Raw genomic sequence first — 18,458 nt, forward strand, 5'->3', positions numbered from 1 at the left:
GTCATAGCTCCGCGGTGCCTCTCACTGCAACCACTTGTGGTGGGTTGTCGTAGTAACGTCCCCAAGTTGCCTGCTCTGTGGCATTTAGGCGTGACTTGTCTGCTTCTTGTAAGGCATAGACATCACGCCCACCTTTCACTAATCCATTTTGTAGGCTGTGGTGTGCGGTAGCGACACACCACTCAACGTTAATGTCTAAGCTGTGCTGAATGACACTTGCGATTAAAACCCCAGCATTGCGTGGGTTGGCTACTGCTAAATTACCAATTTCGGTAATTTGATGGCGCGTAATGACGCGATTAAAGTGATTAGACATCACAGTTTCAATCGGAGCATCCAAATAGCGCTCTAAAAACAATGGTTCCATATCTGCTTTGCGCATGCCAAATGCTGCGACTAACTCATTATTTTCATCGCGTAGGCTAATCAGTTGCGGCATGAACTGCTGTACATTCGCGCCGTAAGTATGTGCAAAGACATCATGAATGAATTGCTCAATCTCTCTGCGGTCTGGTGCGTCTACTTCTACGCATGTGATTTTAATGTTGTTTGCACGATGCCGTTTGGCTGCGGCAAATGGGCGAGTTTGATACGCTGCTTCTGCATTAAAAAATAGTGGGCTTGCATTAAAACTTAGGCTAAGCATTTTATAGGTCACCTTAATTAAATATGCCTAGACTTACGCAAAGAGTGTGCCTAACTTTTGTTTGGTGACGCATATTTAAGCAAAATTACTACGCTGTAATTATCTTTTTATCTATAAATCAATAGATTATCAATCTTAAACAAAGTTCTGATCAGGGTCTGGCTGCCTATTATTGGGTAGTGATTTGTGAATAGTTTGAAACAATTTATGCAAGAAATGTAGGTAGCTTTAGTTTTTCTCAGCCAATTCCATACAAATATTGCATGAGTTTTTTTAGTGTCATTTTAAAAAATCCTATCAGAACAGTCGCTTATTGTGATGGCATGGAGATTGCCTAGTAAGTCTTTCATTTACATAGAGCAGGCCAGCGTGCCCAACATCAATACTAATTATGCTTAAATTACTTCGTCATAAACCCTATACCGTTTCATTTTCATTGGCCATTGCTGGCGTTGCATTAAGCATTTGGCTTCTATTGCGTGTTGTGTTGAGCGCTCAAGTCGGGTTCTCACAGCTTTCAATGAAAGAGTTGCTAGGAATTTTTATCAACGGATTTTGGTTTGATATCTCAGCTTTGGCATATCTGGTGGTGCCTTTGCTGTTGATTTCATTAATGCTGCCAAATACCTTACGTCATAAAATCTGGGTGAATCATATCCGTTGGGGAGTGGCAGGTTTCCTTACTTTTTGCCTATTATTTGGCGCGGTATCCGAGTACATTTTTTGGCAAGAGTTCACCACACGATTTAATTTCATTGCGGTGGATTACTTAATTTATACCAATGAGGTGATTGGTAATATCCGCGAGTCTTATCCTGTGCCGTTAATATTATTGGGAATCGCATTGATTGCATTCTTGATTGTATTTACCTTGAGCAGGGTGGTGCGTTTTGAAACTCGGCAGCGCTCGGGTAAGCAGAAGTTAGGTTTGGGGCTTGTAGCGATTGCGCTACCTTTGCTGAGCTTTCAGTGTGCGAATGTAGATCAGATGGATTTTTCGCAAAACACTTACGCCAATGAGTTATCTGGAAATGGTGTTTTTACATTTTCAGCGGCAGCTAGGCGTAACGAGCTGGATTACGATAAGTTCTACAAAACCATCCCACAGACACAAGCATTGGCGGTATTAAAGTCTGTTGGTGTCAATCGAAAAACAACAAGCGCGATCATTGCCACAGATAACCATGCTTTGTCAAAAAATGCGCAGCAATTAGAGGCGTATTTAGGTCCGTTTAAGCGGCGGCCTAAAAACGTCGTCTTGATTTCCGTAGAAAGTTTGTCTGCTGATTATTTAGGCACCTATGGCAATCAGGAAAATCTAACGCCACATTTAAACCAATTGGCTGGCGAGAGTTTGGTATTTGATAAGATTTTTGCAACAGGTACCAGAACGGTACGTGGTTTGGATGCGCTGTCGATTGCGATACCACCGATTCCCGGGCAAGCAATCGTGCACCGCCCAGATACGGACCACCTTGCTACGATTGGGGAGTTGCTGGAAGTGAAAGGTTACTCAACATTTTTCATCTATGGCGGCTATGGCGTGTTTGATAGCATGAACAAGTATTTTAGGGGTAATGATTACAAAGTGATTGATCGTACCGATTTTGATAAAACGACGATTCAAAGTGAAAATGTATGGGGGGTTGACGATGAGAGCTTGTTTAATAACTCGCTACGTATGCTTGACCAACAGGTAAAAACGCAACAGCCGTTTTTTGCGCATATTATGACAACCAGCAATCATCGTCCTTACACCTACCCAGCCAATAAAATAGACTTGCCCCAAGGCAGCCGATCAGGTGCGGTGAAATATACAGATTACGCAATTGGCCAATTTATCAAGCAAGCCAAAACCAAACCTTGGTTTAAAGATACTTTATTTGTGATTGTCGCTGATCATTGTGCTTCGGTAGCAGGTAAAACCAAGCTACCACTGGCTAAATACCATATTCCTTTATTTTTCTATGCACCGGATTTACTACCCGCTGGGCATTATAAAAGGATGGCTAGTCAAATTGATATTGTCCCAACTTTGCTTGATTTATTAGGCACGTCTGATGCGCAGCATTTTTATGGGCAGTCACTGTTTGAGGCGGAACGTGAGCAATTGCCAGAGCGGACCTTTGTGAGTAACTATCAAGCCTTAGGCTACTACAAAGATAATATGCTCATTGTGCTCTCGCCTAAGCGAGAAGTAGAAGCCTATCGGGTTGATTCTGCCAGTTTGGAGGCGGTATCAGCGCCAGTTGATCATCGCTTGCTGAATGAGGCGATTGCCTACTACCAAACGGCGGCACGTGCCTATAAACATGGCGAGTTGAAAGAGTATTTCGATTAGTGCTAATTACAGTTAACGAAGGAGGGGTTGGTCGTTGTTTCGCCATTGGGGAGCAGCCAGAGCAATGGTTTAACACGATTATCCAATTTGCAGGCATCTGCATAAGCAATGCTGCCGGCAGTTTCCTGCACGTAACGAATCGCCGCTTCGTCTGAGTACAGCACGTGCGGTGGTGATATGCCGTGAAAGTACAAGCCATTCCAGTAATCATTTTGTGCGCTAGGGGTGCTGCCTAATATACTGTTGGAGAACTGCAGTCTCAGCGGGTGGTCAGGGGGGAGGTTAATCGGATGTATGCGTTGACCATTGGCCCAGTAAGTTTTCTTACGCCAGTAAATGAGCTTGAGTTCACCTAAAGAAATACTTTTATTTGGATTATCATTGGTCACAATCACGGCAATCACAGACTTATCCGCAGCCATGCCTGTCGCTTGCAAACACAAGCCTAGCGTTAATAGCAATAATGAGATGAAGCCGCGCATTAGAACAATACCGCAAATGAAGCCAAGAAGCCGCGAGGTGATTCTGGTTGATCAGTACTGCCACCGGTGAATTCCAGTTTCAGCAATTGTGTGGGCTTGATGCGCCAAGTAGTACCTAGCAGCCAGCGTTGCTGATGCTCTTCATCCGGACGATGAAAGGTTTCAATACGTACAATACCAAACCAGTTGGTACCGATGGGCAAAGGCACGGCCGTTTGTAAATATGCGCCATAGCTGTCCGTATTAGCGTGCGAGCCCCAGCGTTGAAAAGCTTCGCCTAGAAACTCAATGCCATGATAATGAGTAATAAAGTCTAGTCCCACCAGATGATAGCGAGTATTGAAGAGGTCTCTTTCGTCAAACGACATGAGATTCACGCCAATGTTGGCTTGTTGACCAAACGCGATGCGTGCACCTTTGGTGTTTCGGAACCTTAGGTCATCATCGTCCTCGTCCATATCTTTAAGCGTTTCAACGTATAGTGCGTACTCGATGGCACTATTATCAAGCGGGATTGCGCCAAATGCCATGATGCCGTTGGCTGCTGTCGGAAACAATCTGCTGGTTGCTACAGGGCGTGAGCCAGTCCAAACTAGGGGCGATGCATGTAGTTGATTCCAACGACCGGTGGGGGTTAAAAAGCGACCGCCGCGCAGATTGATTTTGTCTGATAAGTTGTAGTCTAGGTAAAAGCGTTCTAAATCAATATAGCTTTGTTTGGTGTTAAATTTGTTATCGTCATCCCAAGAAATTGGGCTTTCTAGCTCCAGTTCACTAAAAAATTTGAAGCGGCTTTCACCTTCCCAAGTCAGAATCATACTGATTTCATTAAGGGCGGCAGTGGTTTCCGATTCGCGTGGAATGGTAATGCCGGCACTGGTATAGCCACCTAATCTGAAACCGTCCATGAACCCGTTTTCAGGGCGTGAGGCATCGTCTGCGTATGCAGCCTTGCACAGCAGCAGTAGCAGGGCTACACTGCCGATACAGAATTTATTGATTAGATGCATGCATGCTCCAGCTTTAAATCTGCGATAACTTTTTGAAATGAAGTGCATAAGTTGAAATTAAATACATAGGCGAATTATATTCGATAATGGCTGGAAAACCTTGTGGCATATCAACAAGCAACGGCGATAATCATCAACGATACGGACTCACGCGCAGGCCAAATATTTTGAATCATTCATTTATCAAGTCAATGTCAGTAAGAAGTCTGTTATTAATTGGCTTTTTACTCACGGCCTTGTTGCCGATGTTAATCGTGACATTGTTGACATTTCACGAAGCGCGTACCGTGCTAAGAGAGGAAATCGTGCGCGATATGCAGACGCGCGCGAATGCGGCAGCGCATCAGGTGGATAATATGATGTTTGAGCGTCTGCAGAACATTGTTTCCTGGAGCCGCCTAGAAGTGATGGACGAAGTCGTGATTGGCGACTTTGACAAGCGCTTGTCTAATCTTCTTCATGAGCTCAAGGTGAGCTATCGCGGCGTATATCAGTCGCTTTATGTTGTGAATAACCGGAATATCGTAGTAGCCTCTAGTCAGCCAGCTGACATTGGCAAGCCCGCAGCCGCCGTAACACCGTGGCTGCAAATTTCTTTCTCAAATCGCACCGTGCGTTTGTATCAGCTTGCTGAACAAAAGCTACCTATCGCCAGTGATATCCTCAATGTGAATCAGCAAAAGGTCGGCACGCTGTGGGTGGTGTTTGACTGGAATGTCATCACCAATATTCTGGACAGCACAGAAAATCAAGGCAGTGCTGCAGCGTTGATTAATCTGGATGACAAAAACGCTCAAACGCGCATGTTGGCAGCAACTAGGCATTGGGAAAAGATACTGGCAGCGTATGATATCTCGGTGGATTCCGTCCTTTCGCCCTCAGCCGCGCCGCCTATTTTTAATTGGGTGGTTTCAATCGCGCAATATCGCTATGTGGTCATGGCGCCTGTGCATCGCATGGGTTATATGTTTATATTATTGTTGATCATTACCGGGCTACTGGCTGCTGCATTTGCAGCACCACTATCAGGTCGTATTACCAAGCCATTAGCAAGGCTGACTGATTATGCGAATCGATTTATGCGTTCATCGCAGGGAGCATTGCCTGCCACAGAAGGGCCTACCGAGGTGCGTGCGTTGTCTAGTGCCTTTGGCAAAATGATGGATGATCTTGCACTATCCAAAGAGAATTTGACGCGTGCAGCCAAGCTGGCGGTGGCTGGTGAGATGGCAGCAGCCATGAGCCACGAGATTAGAACGCCTTTAGGTATTTTGCGCTCATCCGCACAAGTGTTAGCGCGTGAAAAAGGCTTGAGCACAGAAGGCCAAGAGGTGGTGGCTTTTATTAATATGGAAACAGAGCGGTTAAATAAACTGGTTTCTACGTTGGTAGATTCTGCGCGCCCGCGCCAGCCAGAGTTTGCGCTACATGATCTTGTGCCTTTGGTTGAGCATGTAGTGGCAATGCTGCGGATGCAGGCCAATAAAAAGAGTGTTAACCTAGCCATGGTGGTTCAAAACCAAGCGGAAACGGCAGTCGCAGAGCAAATTGTAGGCCAAATCGTAGGTAAAATAATAGTAGAGTGCGATGCCGAGCAAATCACCCAAGTATTACTCAATTTGTTGTTGAATGCGATTCAGGTATTGCCAACTGGCGGCAAGGTCGTGGTGTCTGTGCTAGATGCACAAGATGATGTTGTGATTAGTGTAGCCGACGACGGTGCAGGGGTGTCGGAAGCGCAAAAAGAACAAATATTCGACCCTTTCTTTACTCAGCGTCCTGGCGGTATCGGTTTAGGATTGGCCGTATCTAAACAGATAGTAACCGCTCACTTTGGATCGCTCACCGTAGAGAAAAGTACACTTGCCAATACTGGAGCAGATTTTAGAGTGCAACTACCAAAACGGCAGTTACTTGGTGATGCCTAATTATAAAAAGCGAGATTATGTCAGAGAGCCTTAAATATATATTAGCCGTAGATGATGAACCTAGCATGCTGCGTTTGCTGGAGATTAGCCTGCGTCAGGCCGGCTATCAAGCATTGACCGCGAGAGATGGCCGAGAAGCATTGGAAGTCATCCAGGCACACAAGGTTGACTGTGTGGTGACCGATTTGCATATGCCACGTATGGATGGCTTGCAGCTGCTGAAAGAAATTCGTAAAACAGACGCTGAGCTTCCAGTGATTATTGTCACGGCACAGGGCGAGATTAAATCTGCTATTGATGCCATGAAAAGCGGCGCATCAGACTACATATTGCGCCCCTTTGATTTGGAGGAATTAGAACTTGCCATCAAACGCGCTTTGTCATTCTCTCGGCTGGTGGTTGAAAACAAGTTCTTGCGTGAAGAAAAATCAGCTAATACCGGCTTGGTAGGCAATAGTCCAGTGATGCAGCAGTTGGCTGAATCAATTCGGCAAGTTGCCCCTGAGAAAGCGACCGTATTGTTGGCGGGTGAAACTGGTACCGGCAAAGAAGTGGTGGCGCGGGCGATTCATGCGGCATCCCCACGTAATAATGCATTATTTGTCGCCGTTAATTGCGCCGCGATTCCGCATGAAATGCTGGAGTCGGAGCTGTTTGGGCATGAGAAAGGTGCATTTACCGGCGCGGTGAAAGAACGTGTCGGTAAGTTTGAGTTAGCAGATGGCGGTACTTTGTTTTTGGATGAAGTGACTGAAATGCCAATGCAGTTACAGGCTAAATTACTACGCGCGTTGCAAGAAAATGTGATTGAGCGCTTGGGTGGTAACCGTCCGATTTCTGTAGATATCCGTGTGGTAGCGGCAACTAACCGTAACCCGATAGCCGCGATTAAAGACGGTAAACTGCGTGAAGACTTATATTATCGTTTGAATGTATTTCGTATCGACCTGCCCGCACTGAAAGCGCGTAAATCTGATATTGAAGCCTTGGCCGAATATTTCTTAGCTAAACGGCGCGTGGCGATATCAGATCAAGCGATTCAGGTGCTGATGCAGTACGACTGGCCCGGCAATGTGCGCGAGTTGGAAAATGTATTAGAGCGCGCGGCCATTATCAGTGGCAATCAAATAATACAGCCAGAACATTTGCCCGCAGAAATGTTAAGTAGCGCGACTGAATTAACGGCAACTAATACGGATGCCCATGGACTAACCTCCACGGAGCCTGCCAGTGACGCGCGTGCAGTGAATGCGCTATCGTTACCTAACTCGGTTGAGGCGTTGGAGCGGCAGTTAATCGTTAAAGCCTTGGCGTTCACGCACGGTAATAAAAGCAAGGCAGCAAAAGTGCTTGAAATTAGCGAGCGTTCTTTGTGGTACAAACTGAGCCAATACGGCATAGGCTAGTGTGTAAGCATCGGCGTTGATAGCTTGAGCGGCAGGTTTATTCCTATTCATCAGTTTGCATTGCACTTTTGCCTGCGCTGTACACTGTATGGATACGCGTAAAAGTACCTTAGCCAATAAGCACTTGCGTTATAATTAGCATTAAATAAAACACTGTCAATAAAACATCGCAAATAAAATACTACAGAGTAATCAACATGACACAAACAGCAAAAACCGTAGAACCGCATGCACCTGTTCAATTTAATGCCAAATTTAATATAGCTGAAGCCAGATTTAACATGATTGAGCAGCAAATTCGCACTTGGGAGGTGTTAGACCCAGTCGTGCTAGCAGTGTTAGATAAAGTGCCACGCGAAAACTTTGTTGCAGAATCTCAGGTGGGTTTGGCTTTTGCAGATGTTGAGTTGCCAATTGGTGAAGACCAAACCATGCTGTCGCCAAAGCTGGAAGGCCGTATTCTGCAAGCTTTAAATATTAAAAAGACAGACAAAGTATTGCTGGTAGGCACCGGTAGCGGTTATTTAGCAGCATTGCTGGCTACTCTAGCGCAGCATGTGCATGCGGTTGAAATCTACCCAGAGCTGTCTAATACTGCGCAATATCGCTTACAAGCGCAAGGTATCCACAATGTGACGCTTTACGTGGGTGATGCGGCTAACGGTTTCGCGGCCGCTGCTCCTTACGATGTGATTGTGTTTGCTGGCTCATTGCCGTTACGCCCAATTGCAGCAGAAAAAATGTTAAACGTAGGTGGCCGTTTGTTTGCGGTAGTAGGCGGCTCTCCAATCATGGAAGCAACCGTCACCGAGCGAGTAAGCGAAGGTTCGTACCGTCATGAAACGATATTTGAAACCTGCTTACCAGTGTTAGAGAATGCACCACAGGCAACCAAGTTTGCTTTTTAATCACCTGTATTGATTAAACGCTAGTATGCTTAAGATATCTCAAACCTTAATCAAGCTCGCCGTGCTGTTGCTTGCATTTGCTCCTTATGCACATGCTGACGACAAAGCATATTCCTTGATTGAGGTTTATCAGCAAGCCTTGGAAAATGATCCTACATTGGCTTCTGCATTAAGTGCTAATCAGGCCGCACAAGAGGCGATAGAGCAGGCCAAAGCCTTATATCGCCCTACGCTTACTTTAAATGCGGGTGCCAATGCCACCCAAACCGATATTCGGTTCTTAACAGGGTTTAATCCATTTAGGGCAGAAGGCCGCTCAAATTTTGAGGGCTACAACTACGGTGTGCAGGCACGTCAGCCGATTTACCGTAAAGATAGCTTAGTGCAAATCGACCAAAGCAAAGTGCAAGTCAGCCAAGCCGATAAGCAGCTGAATTTGAGTAAGCAAGACTTGATGCTACGCGTGACGCAGGCGTATTTTGATGTGCTGTTGGCACAAGACAAAATAGAGTTAATCGTTGCGCAGAAAGCTGCGATTTTAAGCCAGTTAGAGCAGGCTAAAGCTAACTTTGAGGTCGGTACAGCCACGATTACAGATGTCAATGAGGCACAAGCGCGTTTTGATTTAGTGTTCGCGCAGGAAATAGCCGCGATTAACGAGCACCAAATCGCTAAGCATGCTGTGCAGGCGATTACAGGAAAAATACCGCAAAAGCTTGCCACGGTGAAGGCGAACATGGCCACCACTAGCCTAGCGCAGGGGTTAGATAAATGGCTAGAAGTAGCCACGCAAAATAACCTGAATATTCAGATTCAGCAGGATGCGCTTGCCATTTCCACCCAAGAGGTCGAGCGCTTAAGAGCAGGGCATTTACCTACATTAGATGCAGTTGCAAGCCATACCAATAATTATGCCAATGGTAGCGCCAATGGTCTTGGTAGTGAGCTGCAAACTTCTACGATTGGTTTACAGTTGGAAATTCCGTTGTATCAAGGTGGTGCTGTCAGTTCGCGTGTGCGCCAAGCGGTGCTTAATCAGCAAAAAGCACAGGATGATATACAAATCGCACGCCGCAGTGCCGAGCTAGAAACGCAACGTGCTTATCTCAATTTAAGCTCCAGCATTGCGCAGGTCAAAGCCTACGAGCAAGCGTTGCTTTCTAGCCAAAGCCAAGTAGATTCTACCAAGTTAGGCTATGAGGTCGGCGTGCGTACCAGTGTTGATGTGCTCAATGCGCAACAGCAGCTATTTAGTGCTAAACGTGATCTATTACAGTCACGCTATAGTTATTTAGTCAATATCATCCGCCTTAAAGCCATTTCCGGTGTTGTAGCAGAGCCTGATCTAGCGGATATTAATCAACAATTAGTGATCGTAGGGGCGCGCTAAAGTGCAATATCCAACTCAAAAGGCTAGTGTTACATTAAGCCAGTTCGCGCTTGTGGATGTGCAGACTAAGCTAACGGTGGCGATGCCTGTGAGCGAGATGCAAGCCGTGATTAAAAATTGCGGTATCTTGTTGCAGGCGGCCAATATGCTGAATGTGGCTTATATTGTCACTGAGCAATATCCAAAAGGTTTGGGGCATACCGTGCCGGAGCTCTCGGCCTTGGTTCAACCCCTGCAGCCTGTTGAAAAGGTTTCTTTTTCCTGTGCTGCAGAGCCTAAGTTTAATCGGCAATTGACGCGCGATCATTCGCAAATTGTGCTGGCTGGCATGGAGGCGCATATTTGTATTTTGCAAACAGCGCTTGATTTAGTGAGCATGGGTAAACAGGTGTTTGTGGTAGAAGATGCCATCATTTCTCGCAACCCAGCCAATAAGGCCAATGCCATCGAAAGAATGCGTAACGCAGGCTGTGTGATTACTAATACAGAGTCGCTGGTGTTTGAGTGGCTAGGTGTGGCTGAAGGCGACGCATTCAAGGCGATTAGTAAGCTGATTCGCTAGTGTTGTCTATAGTATTAGTAGTCAGTATTTATAGCTGCTCCTCTAGATAATGGCAGCATTTGTAAATTGAAACCTCAATGCTCACCGTCGTCATACCAGCGCAGGCTGGTATCCAGTCAAGGTGATGTGATGGTCAAGAATGGTTGTTTATTGTAAAAAAGCTAGCATTCACGCCGGCTGGATTCCCACCTGTTCGGGAATGACGTTATTTGTGAGATTAGCTGTAGGTGTTAGTATTAGCCTTAAATATACGGCCTAAGTAGGTTTAACGTTTTTTCCGTAGCACCACGGTTACGCTCACTAAATTGTAGGCTTGCATCACTCATGGCCTGCCTTTGTTCATCGTTAGCAAATAGCTGCTGTAATGTTGTGCTCAAGTTCTCTACATTTTGCACGCGGTAGGTCGCCCCTGCAATCACTGCCATTTGCGCGGCTTCTTCAAAGTTAAAGGTATGTGGTCCTACTAATACAGGTTTTCCCATGCTACATGCTTCAATCAGGTTTTGTCCGCCAAATGGCAGTAAGCTGCCGCCGATAAAGGCTACATCACAACTTGCGTAATAGGTGAACATTTCCCCCATAGAGTCGCCAACTAGATAATTCACATTATTTAAGTCAGCCGTTTCATGGGTAAGGCTGGTGCGCCGTATAAATGGCAGATTAGACTTTCTTAAGAGCTCTGCCACTTCATCAAAGCGCTGCGGGTGCCTAGGTACAATGATGGTAAGCAAGTTGGGGATATTGGCTTTGCTGACGGCTTCAATTATTAAGGCCTCTTCACCATCGCGCGTGCTGGCGGCTAAAAACACAGGGCGTGCAGCGCCTAATTGTTTGCGTAGCTTTTTACCTAACTCGTGCGCATGCTCATGCGGTGCAACATCAAACTTGATATTGCCGGTAATGCTGATCTCAGTTGCGCCTAGCTGCTTCAAGCGCGTAGCATCTGCGTCAGTTTGTGCGCCAATCTTACTTAAGTTTTGCAAGCCTTCTGTGAGCACTTTGCCCAACTTGCGGTAGCCTATGGCAGACTTTTCTGAGAGCCTTGCGTTGGCAAGTACTAATGGGATATTGCGTTGCTTACAGCCGGCAATTAAGTTAAACCAAAGCTCGGTTTCCATTAATACGCCAATCGTAGGCTTAAAATGTTTTAAGAAACGGGCAACGGCAAATGGCACATCGTAAGGTAAATATACTCTGCTTACTTTGTCTCCAAACAATTGCTCACTAGTAGCGCGACCAGTTGGCGTAGTGTGTGTCAGTAAGAGTTGATGCTGTGGATATTGGCTTAATAACGCTTTGACTAAAGGCTCTGCGGCACGGGTTTCGCCTACGGAAACACAATGCAGCCAAATCACAGGTGTTTGTACTGGGGTGCTATAAAAGCCATAACGTTCACGCCAATGTGCTAAGTATTCAGCTTGCTTTCTGCCACGCCAAAGCAGCTTAAGTGGCGTTAATGGCAGCAGTAGAGTTAGCAAGCATGTATAAAGATTACGCGTCATTTTGTATATTAGTGTTAAGCAGGTGCAATGTAGAGTTGTTGTATTTTCGCACAGTTTATTTCATCTGGTTTTTTAAGGTGAATAGCGTAGTATTTTATTTAGCGATTGCGCTAAGCCAACGCCGGTGCGGTGTTGATTTTTGGCAAGAGAAATCTATGATTTTTGTTAAAAATATTTATGCAAAAACAACTTGACCTACCACTACAGAATGATTAAATTACTAAAAAAACACAATATATAGTGGTTAATGCAAAGTTCTAGTGGTGTTAAAAAGTTAGTGTGTGCTTACCATCTTCAACTGCGCTACCGTATAAATAATACAGGCTTATCTCATTGTTTTATCATTGATTTAAGTCTACCAATAAGAGGGTTAAATAATGCTAAAAGCCGTAGATACTGCTAAGAATTCAAGTACAGAGGTTGAAAAAGAGATTCCTATTCAACCTGTTTCATTGGATATTTGGGATAAAAAATATCGTTTGAAATCTAAGCAGGGCGAAAATGTTGATCAAGACATGGATGCTTCATATCTACGCGTAGCACGTGCCTTAGCCGATGTAGAAACCACAGAAGAAAAACGTGCTGAATGGCATGAGAAATTCTTATGGGCATTGCGCCGCGGTGCTATCCCAGCGGGTCGTATTACTTCAAACGCCGGTGCGTTAGAGCATAAGCCAGCCACTTCTACTATCAACTGTACGGTTTCTGGCGTGATATCAGACAGCATGGATGATATTTTAGGCAAAGTGCACGAGGCAGGCTTAACGCTAAAAGCAGGTTGCGGTATTGGTTACGAGTTCTCAACCTTGCGTCCAAAAGGTGCGTTTGTGGCGGGTGCAGGTGCTTACACCAGCGGCCCATTATCTTTCATGGATATCTACGACAAAATGTGCTTCACCGTATCTTCTGCGGGTGGCCGTCGTGGTGCGCAAATGGCAACCTTTGATATCTCACACCCAGATGTAACTGACTTCATCAAAGCAAAACGTGAAAATGGCCGTTTACGCCAATTTAACTTGTCATGCCTAATCACTAAAGAGTTCATGGAAGCAGTAAAAGCGGATGCTGAGTGGAAACTAGCATTCCCTGTGACAGAAAAAGAAGCGATTGTGGATGCTTTAAATACCAACGATGAAAGCCAAGTGGTATGGCGCGAGTGGCCAGTCAAAGGTAAATATCTGACTAAAACTGATGGTGTAGATGCAGGCAAAGTAGCATGCCGCGTTTACAAAACTATCAAAGCTCGCCGTTTGTGGGATGTGATTATGTCCTCTACTTACGACTTTGCTGAGCCAGGCTTTATCTTGATCGACCGCGTGAACGAAATGAACAACAACTGGTTCTGCGAAAACATCCGCGCCACCAACCCATGCGGCGAGCAACCATTACCACCCTATGGCGCTTGCTTGCTAGGTTCAGTAAACCTCACCCGCTTTGTGAAAAAACCATTCACCGATGAAGCCTATTTCGACTGGAAAGAATACCGCGAAGTAGTCGCGATTTTCACCCGTATGCTAGATAACGTGGTGGAAATCAACGGCTTGCCATTACAGCAACAGCGCGATGAAATCATGCGCAAACGCCGTCACGGCATGGGTTACTTAGGTTTAGGTTCAAGCCTCACCATGATGAAAATGAAGTACGGTGAAGACGAGTCAATCAAGTTCACAGAAGAAGTAACTCGCGTGATGGCTGAAGAAGGCTGGAGCGTTGGTGTGCAATTGGCCGAAGAAAAAGGCGCCGCACCGATCATGGACGAGAAGTTTGAAGTGACGGCAGATATGCTGGCAAAACGTCCAGAAATGGCAGCAGACGGCATTAAAGTCGGTCAAAAAATCGCAGGTAAAGTATTGTTGGGTAAATACAGCCGCTATATGCAGCAGTTCCCAGAAGGTTTACGTAACCAAATCGCTACTAAAGGCGTACGCTTTACGCACCACAGCTCAATTGCGCCAACGGGCACCATTTCATTATCATTGGCTAATAATGCAAGCAACGGCATCGAGCCATCATTCGCGCATCACTACGCACGTAACGTGATTCGTGAAGGTAAAAAATCAAAAGAGAAAGTCGATGTGTTCTCTTATGAGTTGTTAGCTTACCGTGAGTTGATCAACCCAAATGCAATGCCATTTAGCGACAAGCCAGAAGAACAATTGCCAGAATACTTCCTAGATTCTTCAACCATCATGGCAAAAGCGCATGTGGATATTCAAGCCGCATCACAAAAATGGATTGATAGCTCAATTTCAAAAACCATTAACGTGCCGACTGATTATGATTTTGAAGACTTCAAAAACATCTATCTATACGCATACGATAAAGGCCTAAAAGGTTGCACAACATTCAGATTTAACCCTGAAGCGTTCCAAGGCGTATTGGTGACAGAAAAGGACTTAGAAAGCACCACTTACAAATTTACCTTAGAAGACGGCACTGAAATTGAAGCCAAAGGTAATGATGAGATTGAATATGATGGTGAGATTCATAGCGCAGCTAACTTATATGATGCATTAAAAGAAGGCTACTACGGTAAATTCTAGTGTTTGCCTACTGCGCTCACCATTGCGGTGTTGAAAAGCAGTTTTAAATCCTCATGTACTATTTGTACACTCCAGTTTAAAACCGCTTTTCGCCTTGCACTGGCATCGCTAATAACGGCAACCATCTAGCATTTAAAAATAGCAATAAGCCGTCATTGACTTAAAGCTAGACAACAAGCAATTAAGGAACGGGAAAGCCAAAAAGACCCCACAGGAGACCAAACATGGCGATTAAAATTGAAAAGAAAATTGTTAGCTACAACCTAGTGTCAGAAGAAGACAAAGCAAAAGCTGCCGAAGCCAAAGTAGCAGAAGCTAGCACTAACGTTGTACAACTAGGTGAGCCACTAGGCCGCCCAGAGAAATTGGTAGGCAACACCTACAAAATTAAAACACCAGTCACCGAGCACGCGCTTTACATCACCATTAACGATATCGTGATGAACGAAGGCACGCCACAAGAACATCGCCGCCCGTTTGAAGTGTTTATCAACTCCAAAAACATGGAGCACTTTCAATGGATTGTGGCGCTAACGCGCGTGATGTCAGCCGTATTCCGTAAAGGCGGCGACGTGACTTTCTTGGTAGAAGAGCTTAAAAGCGTATTTGAACCAAGTGGCGGCTACTTCAAAAAAGGCGGCAAGTTTGTACCTAGCCTAGTGGCAGAAATCGGTGAAGTAGTAGAACAACACTTGCAAGAAATCGGCATGCTTAAAAAGCCAGGTCTAGACCAACACCAACAAAAATTGGTAGAAGAGAAAAAAGCAGAATACCTGGAAAAACACGCTAAATCAGGTGAGGAAGTAAACGAAGAAGGCTTCCCAAAAGGTGCGCAGCTTTGTAAGAAATGTAACACCAAGGCTAGCATTATTATGGACGGTTGTTTGACTTGCTTGAATTGTGGTGAAAGTAAGTGCGGTTAATATGCAACTTGAATCAATACAAATAAAGAATTATCGTAGTATTGAAGATATTACCTTTGATATAAATGTATTAGATGATGGCTCATATACTTTTGGATTAATTGGAGTTAATGAGGCAGGGAAATCAAGTATATTAAAAGCAATGAGCTTGAAAGATTCTTTAGTTGCTTTAAGTCCAAAAGATTTCAATGATAAAACTAAAAAGATAGAAGTTTTATATAAGTATCGATTGAGTGAGATTGATGTTACTGAAGACTTCAGCGCATTATTAGAAGACGATACCCCTCCGACGATTTTAACAGCACACCCTTTTGCACCTAATGACTTAGTAGGCTTTAAGATTTCATTTTTAATTGCGACACCATCTGTACCAGTTTATGAGTTTCTTTATTCTAATAAAAAGGCTGATTTGGCAAATGTTATTGGTGTTACTAAGTCTTTTTTTGAAAAAATGCATCAAACAGTTTTTTGGACTGCAAAAGGTGAATACTTAATCTCAGAAGCAGTAAATTTAACCGCATTTGCAGCAAATCCAGCAATTTCGATCCCGTTGAAAAATTGTTTTCTTCTGGCTGAAATAGACGATATACAAGCTCGAGTATCAAGTATATCTGGGGATTCAACGGAAAAGGAAGAGTTAGAAGAGCAACTTGGTAAGGCTGTGACTGAGCATATATTAGCAGTTTGGCCAGGTCATCCAATTAAAATCACATTTGATATTGACGGGGAGTTAATAAACTTCCATGTTAAAGACACTAATGTAAAAGGTAAGGCAAAGACAGCCGGTCAGAGAAGTGATGGCTTTAAGCAGTTCATTTCATTTTTACTTACTGTTTCTGCAGAAGATAGAAATGACGAATTAGAAAATTGCTTATTGCTACTTGATGAACCAGAAACGCATTTACATCCTAAAGCGCAAGAAGATTTTTTAAGTGAGTTGAAAAAGATAACAACAAATAAAAGAGGTAATGTCGTCATTTTTGCAACTCATTCTAATTACATGATTGATAAGGCAAAGTTAAGTAGAAACTTTAAAGTTATTAAGGAAAATGTCAGCACTTTTATAGAGGAAATTAACACAAAAAATTCAACTTTTGCCAGCGTGAATTATGAGGTTTTTGGGATAGTTAGTTCAGATTATCACAATGAGCTATATGGATTTCTTCACCAAAAATTTCAGGATGAAGACCAAACTGATGATAAAAGGGAAAAAGTTTTAGTATTTGATACTCAGTTTTTACATGAAAGAAATAAGCTTCCTAAGGATAAGCCTTGGAAAGGGAATTTAAAACAAGCAACTCTTTCAACCTATATTAGGAATTGTATTCATCATCCTGATAATGGCGATACTTATACTCAAAGTGAATTAAAAAGTTCTATTGAATCAATGAAAAGGTTAGCCAAGTAGTAGGGTGGGCATAATATGCCCACGCGTAACAATCTAAGTCTTCATCATTCCTTTTCGCCTCTAGGCGAGTTACTTTACTTTTGCTTGCTCAAAAGAAAGTAACCAAATAAAAGAGCACCCCCTACCGCTTGTTTCCTGTGCTGCTCAGCTTTATGGGCGGCAAGCTAAAACTCGCTTCTCTCAAACAGTCGCTTGCCGAAAACTCCCATAAAGCTTGCGCTGCTCGGCGCGGTAATAAGGGGATTTAGGGCTATGTGGATGCTACAACTATTAAGCTAAATTAACACCTGTTATGAATCGTCATTTCGTGCTTTCACGTGTGAATAAACAGCTCCAGCTGGTATATTCCACGGTGAAGACCTTAACGGTCTGACACGGAATCCATTAGTTTTTGTTATAAATGGATTCCCGCATTCGCGGGAATGACAGCCTTGTAGGGTGGGCATGATGCCAACGCGTTAATATGAACTCTACGTGGGCAATAAATTGCACACCCTACTTAATTGCACGGATTGTAGGTTGTTAAAGCAACTCTTCCACATGCTTTTTAATATTCGCAGCCATCTTTTTAGTGGGTAAGTCGTTATCATCGCCGCCAAATGGGTCTTCAATCTCTTCGGCAATCAGTTCTAAGCTGGCTAACACATAGAAAATAAACACTACCACAGGAATCACGTAGTAGCCCAAGCTAAACACATAGCCAAACGGTAGTGTCATGACATAAAAGAAGATAAATTTCTTAATAAATGCACTGTAAGAGTAGGGGATGGGGGTGTTTTTAATCCGTTCGCATACGCCGCAAATGCCTGTAAACGACTGTAGTTCGTCGTTGATGATATAGAACTGGTCGCCTGTGATTTTGCCAGATGTATATAGCTCATTGGCTTTTTGAAACAAAATTTTAGCCACTTGGTTAGGTGCGTGATTGTGGTGGTTGATTTTTAAATCTAAGCCTTCAAACAGCATTTGGCTGACTTCTTCGTTGGATAAGTGTTTAGATAGCACCGAGGCATAGGTCGGGATGGCTTTTCTAAAGAAGTTGCGGTCACTTTCTTCGGATAAATAAGCGGAAAGTTTAAGTGCCAGATTGCGGCTGTTGTTGACCAAAGCGCCCCATGTTTTTCTGCCTTCCCACCAGCGCTCGTAGGCGGTGTTGGTTCTGTAAGCCAGTAATAATGACAGTACAAAACCGACTGTGGTGTGCATTAACGGAATATTCTTCACATGACTTTTTTCGGAGAGTTGCCAAAACTCTAATTCCAAGTAGGCTATGCCACCGGCGTATAGTCCAATGAATATCATCATGGGAATCAAGCGTCGAAAAGTATCCGATTCGTGAAAACGGAAGATAAAGATAATCCAGTCTTTTGGGTTGTATTGAATCATAGTGAGCGCTTTAACGTTGCCGG

14 protein-coding genes are annotated in these 18,458 nt (G+C 44.2%); 9 read left to right on the top strand and 5 right to left on the bottom strand.

From position 1 onward, the window contains the following. Position 1: 1 nt before the first annotated feature. Positions 2–646, bottom strand: a complete 645-nt coding sequence (locus tag FG24_RS04360; protein WP_036301455.1) for a thermostable hemolysin — start codon at positions 644–646, stop codon at positions 2–4. A 391-nt stretch (positions 647–1,037) separates the two neighbouring features. Between FG24_RS04360 and FG24_RS04365 the strand changes: the two genes are divergently transcribed. Next, positions 1,038–2,987: an LTA synthase family protein gene (locus tag FG24_RS04365; protein ID WP_036301458.1), complete on the top strand. Its 1,950-nt coding sequence runs from the start codon at positions 1,038–1,040 to the stop codon at positions 2,985–2,987. Positions 2,988–2,989: 2 nt separating this feature from the next. Here FG24_RS04365 and FG24_RS04370 read toward each other — a convergent pair whose 3' ends face one another. Then, a complete protein-coding gene (locus FG24_RS04370; RefSeq protein WP_036301461.1) occupies positions 2,990–3,469 on the bottom strand; it encodes a hypothetical protein in 480 nt (159 codons plus the stop codon). Beyond that, on the bottom strand, positions 3,469–4,479 hold the full coding sequence (locus FG24_RS04375; RefSeq protein WP_036301465.1) for a hypothetical protein: 1,011 nt from the start codon (positions 4,477–4,479) through the stop codon (positions 3,469–3,471). Before FG24_RS04375 ends, FG24_RS04370 begins: the two co-directional genes overlap by 1 nt. An 86-nt stretch (positions 4,480–4,565) precedes the next feature. On the opposite strand from FG24_RS04375, the gene FG24_RS04380 reads away from it, so the two are divergent. From FG24_RS04380 to FG24_RS04400, 5 genes are all read left to right on the top strand, one after another. Continuing rightward, entirely contained in the window at positions 4,566–6,407 is a 1,842-nt protein-coding gene (locus FG24_RS04380) for a sensor histidine kinase (RefSeq protein WP_235189716.1), read from the top strand. Positions 6,408–6,424: 17 nt separating this feature from the next. Then, positions 6,425–7,813: a sigma-54-dependent transcriptional regulator gene (locus FG24_RS04385; RefSeq protein ID WP_036301468.1), complete on the top strand. Its 1,389-nt coding sequence runs from the start codon at positions 6,425–6,427 to the stop codon at positions 7,811–7,813. A 197-nt stretch (positions 7,814–8,010) separates the two neighbouring features. After that, on the top strand, positions 8,011–8,721 hold the full coding sequence (locus FG24_RS04390; protein ID WP_081880941.1) for a protein-L-isoaspartate O-methyltransferase family protein: 711 nt from the start codon (positions 8,011–8,013) through the stop codon (positions 8,719–8,721). A 25-nt stretch (positions 8,722–8,746) separates the two neighbouring features. Further along, positions 8,747–10,111 (top strand): TolC family outer membrane protein, encoded by a 1,365-nt coding sequence (locus tag FG24_RS04395; RefSeq protein ID WP_036301471.1) that lies wholly within the window; start codon positions 8,747–8,749, stop codon positions 10,109–10,111. 1 nt (position 10,112) lies between these two features. After that, positions 10,113–10,673 (top strand): isochorismatase family protein, encoded by a 561-nt coding sequence (locus FG24_RS04400; RefSeq protein ID WP_036301473.1) that lies wholly within the window; start codon positions 10,113–10,115, stop codon positions 10,671–10,673. 242 nt (positions 10,674–10,915) lie between these two features. On the opposite strand, the gene waaA is transcribed toward FG24_RS04400, so the two are convergent. Next, entirely contained in the window at positions 10,916–12,175 is a 1,260-nt protein-coding gene (gene waaA / locus FG24_RS04405) for a lipid IV(A) 3-deoxy-D-manno-octulosonic acid transferase (RefSeq protein WP_036301475.1), read from the bottom strand. 377 nt (positions 12,176–12,552) lie between these two features. On the opposite strand from waaA, the gene FG24_RS04415 reads away from it, so the two are divergent. From FG24_RS04415 to FG24_RS04425, 3 genes are all read left to right on the top strand, one after another. Then, positions 12,553–14,718, top strand: a complete 2,166-nt coding sequence (locus FG24_RS04415) for an adenosylcobalamin-dependent ribonucleoside-diphosphate reductase (RefSeq protein ID WP_036301482.1) — start codon at positions 12,553–12,555, stop codon at positions 14,716–14,718. 224 nt (positions 14,719–14,942) lie between these two features. Further along, a complete protein-coding gene (locus FG24_RS04420; RefSeq protein ID WP_036301485.1) occupies positions 14,943–15,641 on the top strand; it encodes an NrdJb in 699 nt (232 codons plus the stop codon). A 1-nt stretch (position 15,642) separates the two neighbouring features. Beyond that, entirely contained in the window at positions 15,643–17,049 is a 1,407-nt protein-coding gene (locus FG24_RS04425) for an ATP-dependent nuclease (RefSeq protein ID WP_036301488.1), read from the top strand. A 522-nt stretch (positions 17,050–17,571) separates the two neighbouring features. Here the strand turns inward: FG24_RS04425 and FG24_RS04430 are convergent. Continuing rightward, on the bottom strand, positions 17,572–18,435 hold the full coding sequence (locus tag FG24_RS04430; protein ID WP_081880942.1) for a bestrophin family protein: 864 nt from the start codon (positions 18,433–18,435) through the stop codon (positions 17,572–17,574). Between the last annotated feature and the right edge of the window lie 23 nt (positions 18,436–18,458).

Source organism: Methylotenera sp. L2L1 (assembly GCF_000744605.1).
Classification (GTDB): domain Bacteria; phylum Pseudomonadota; class Gammaproteobacteria; order Burkholderiales; family Methylophilaceae; genus Methylotenera.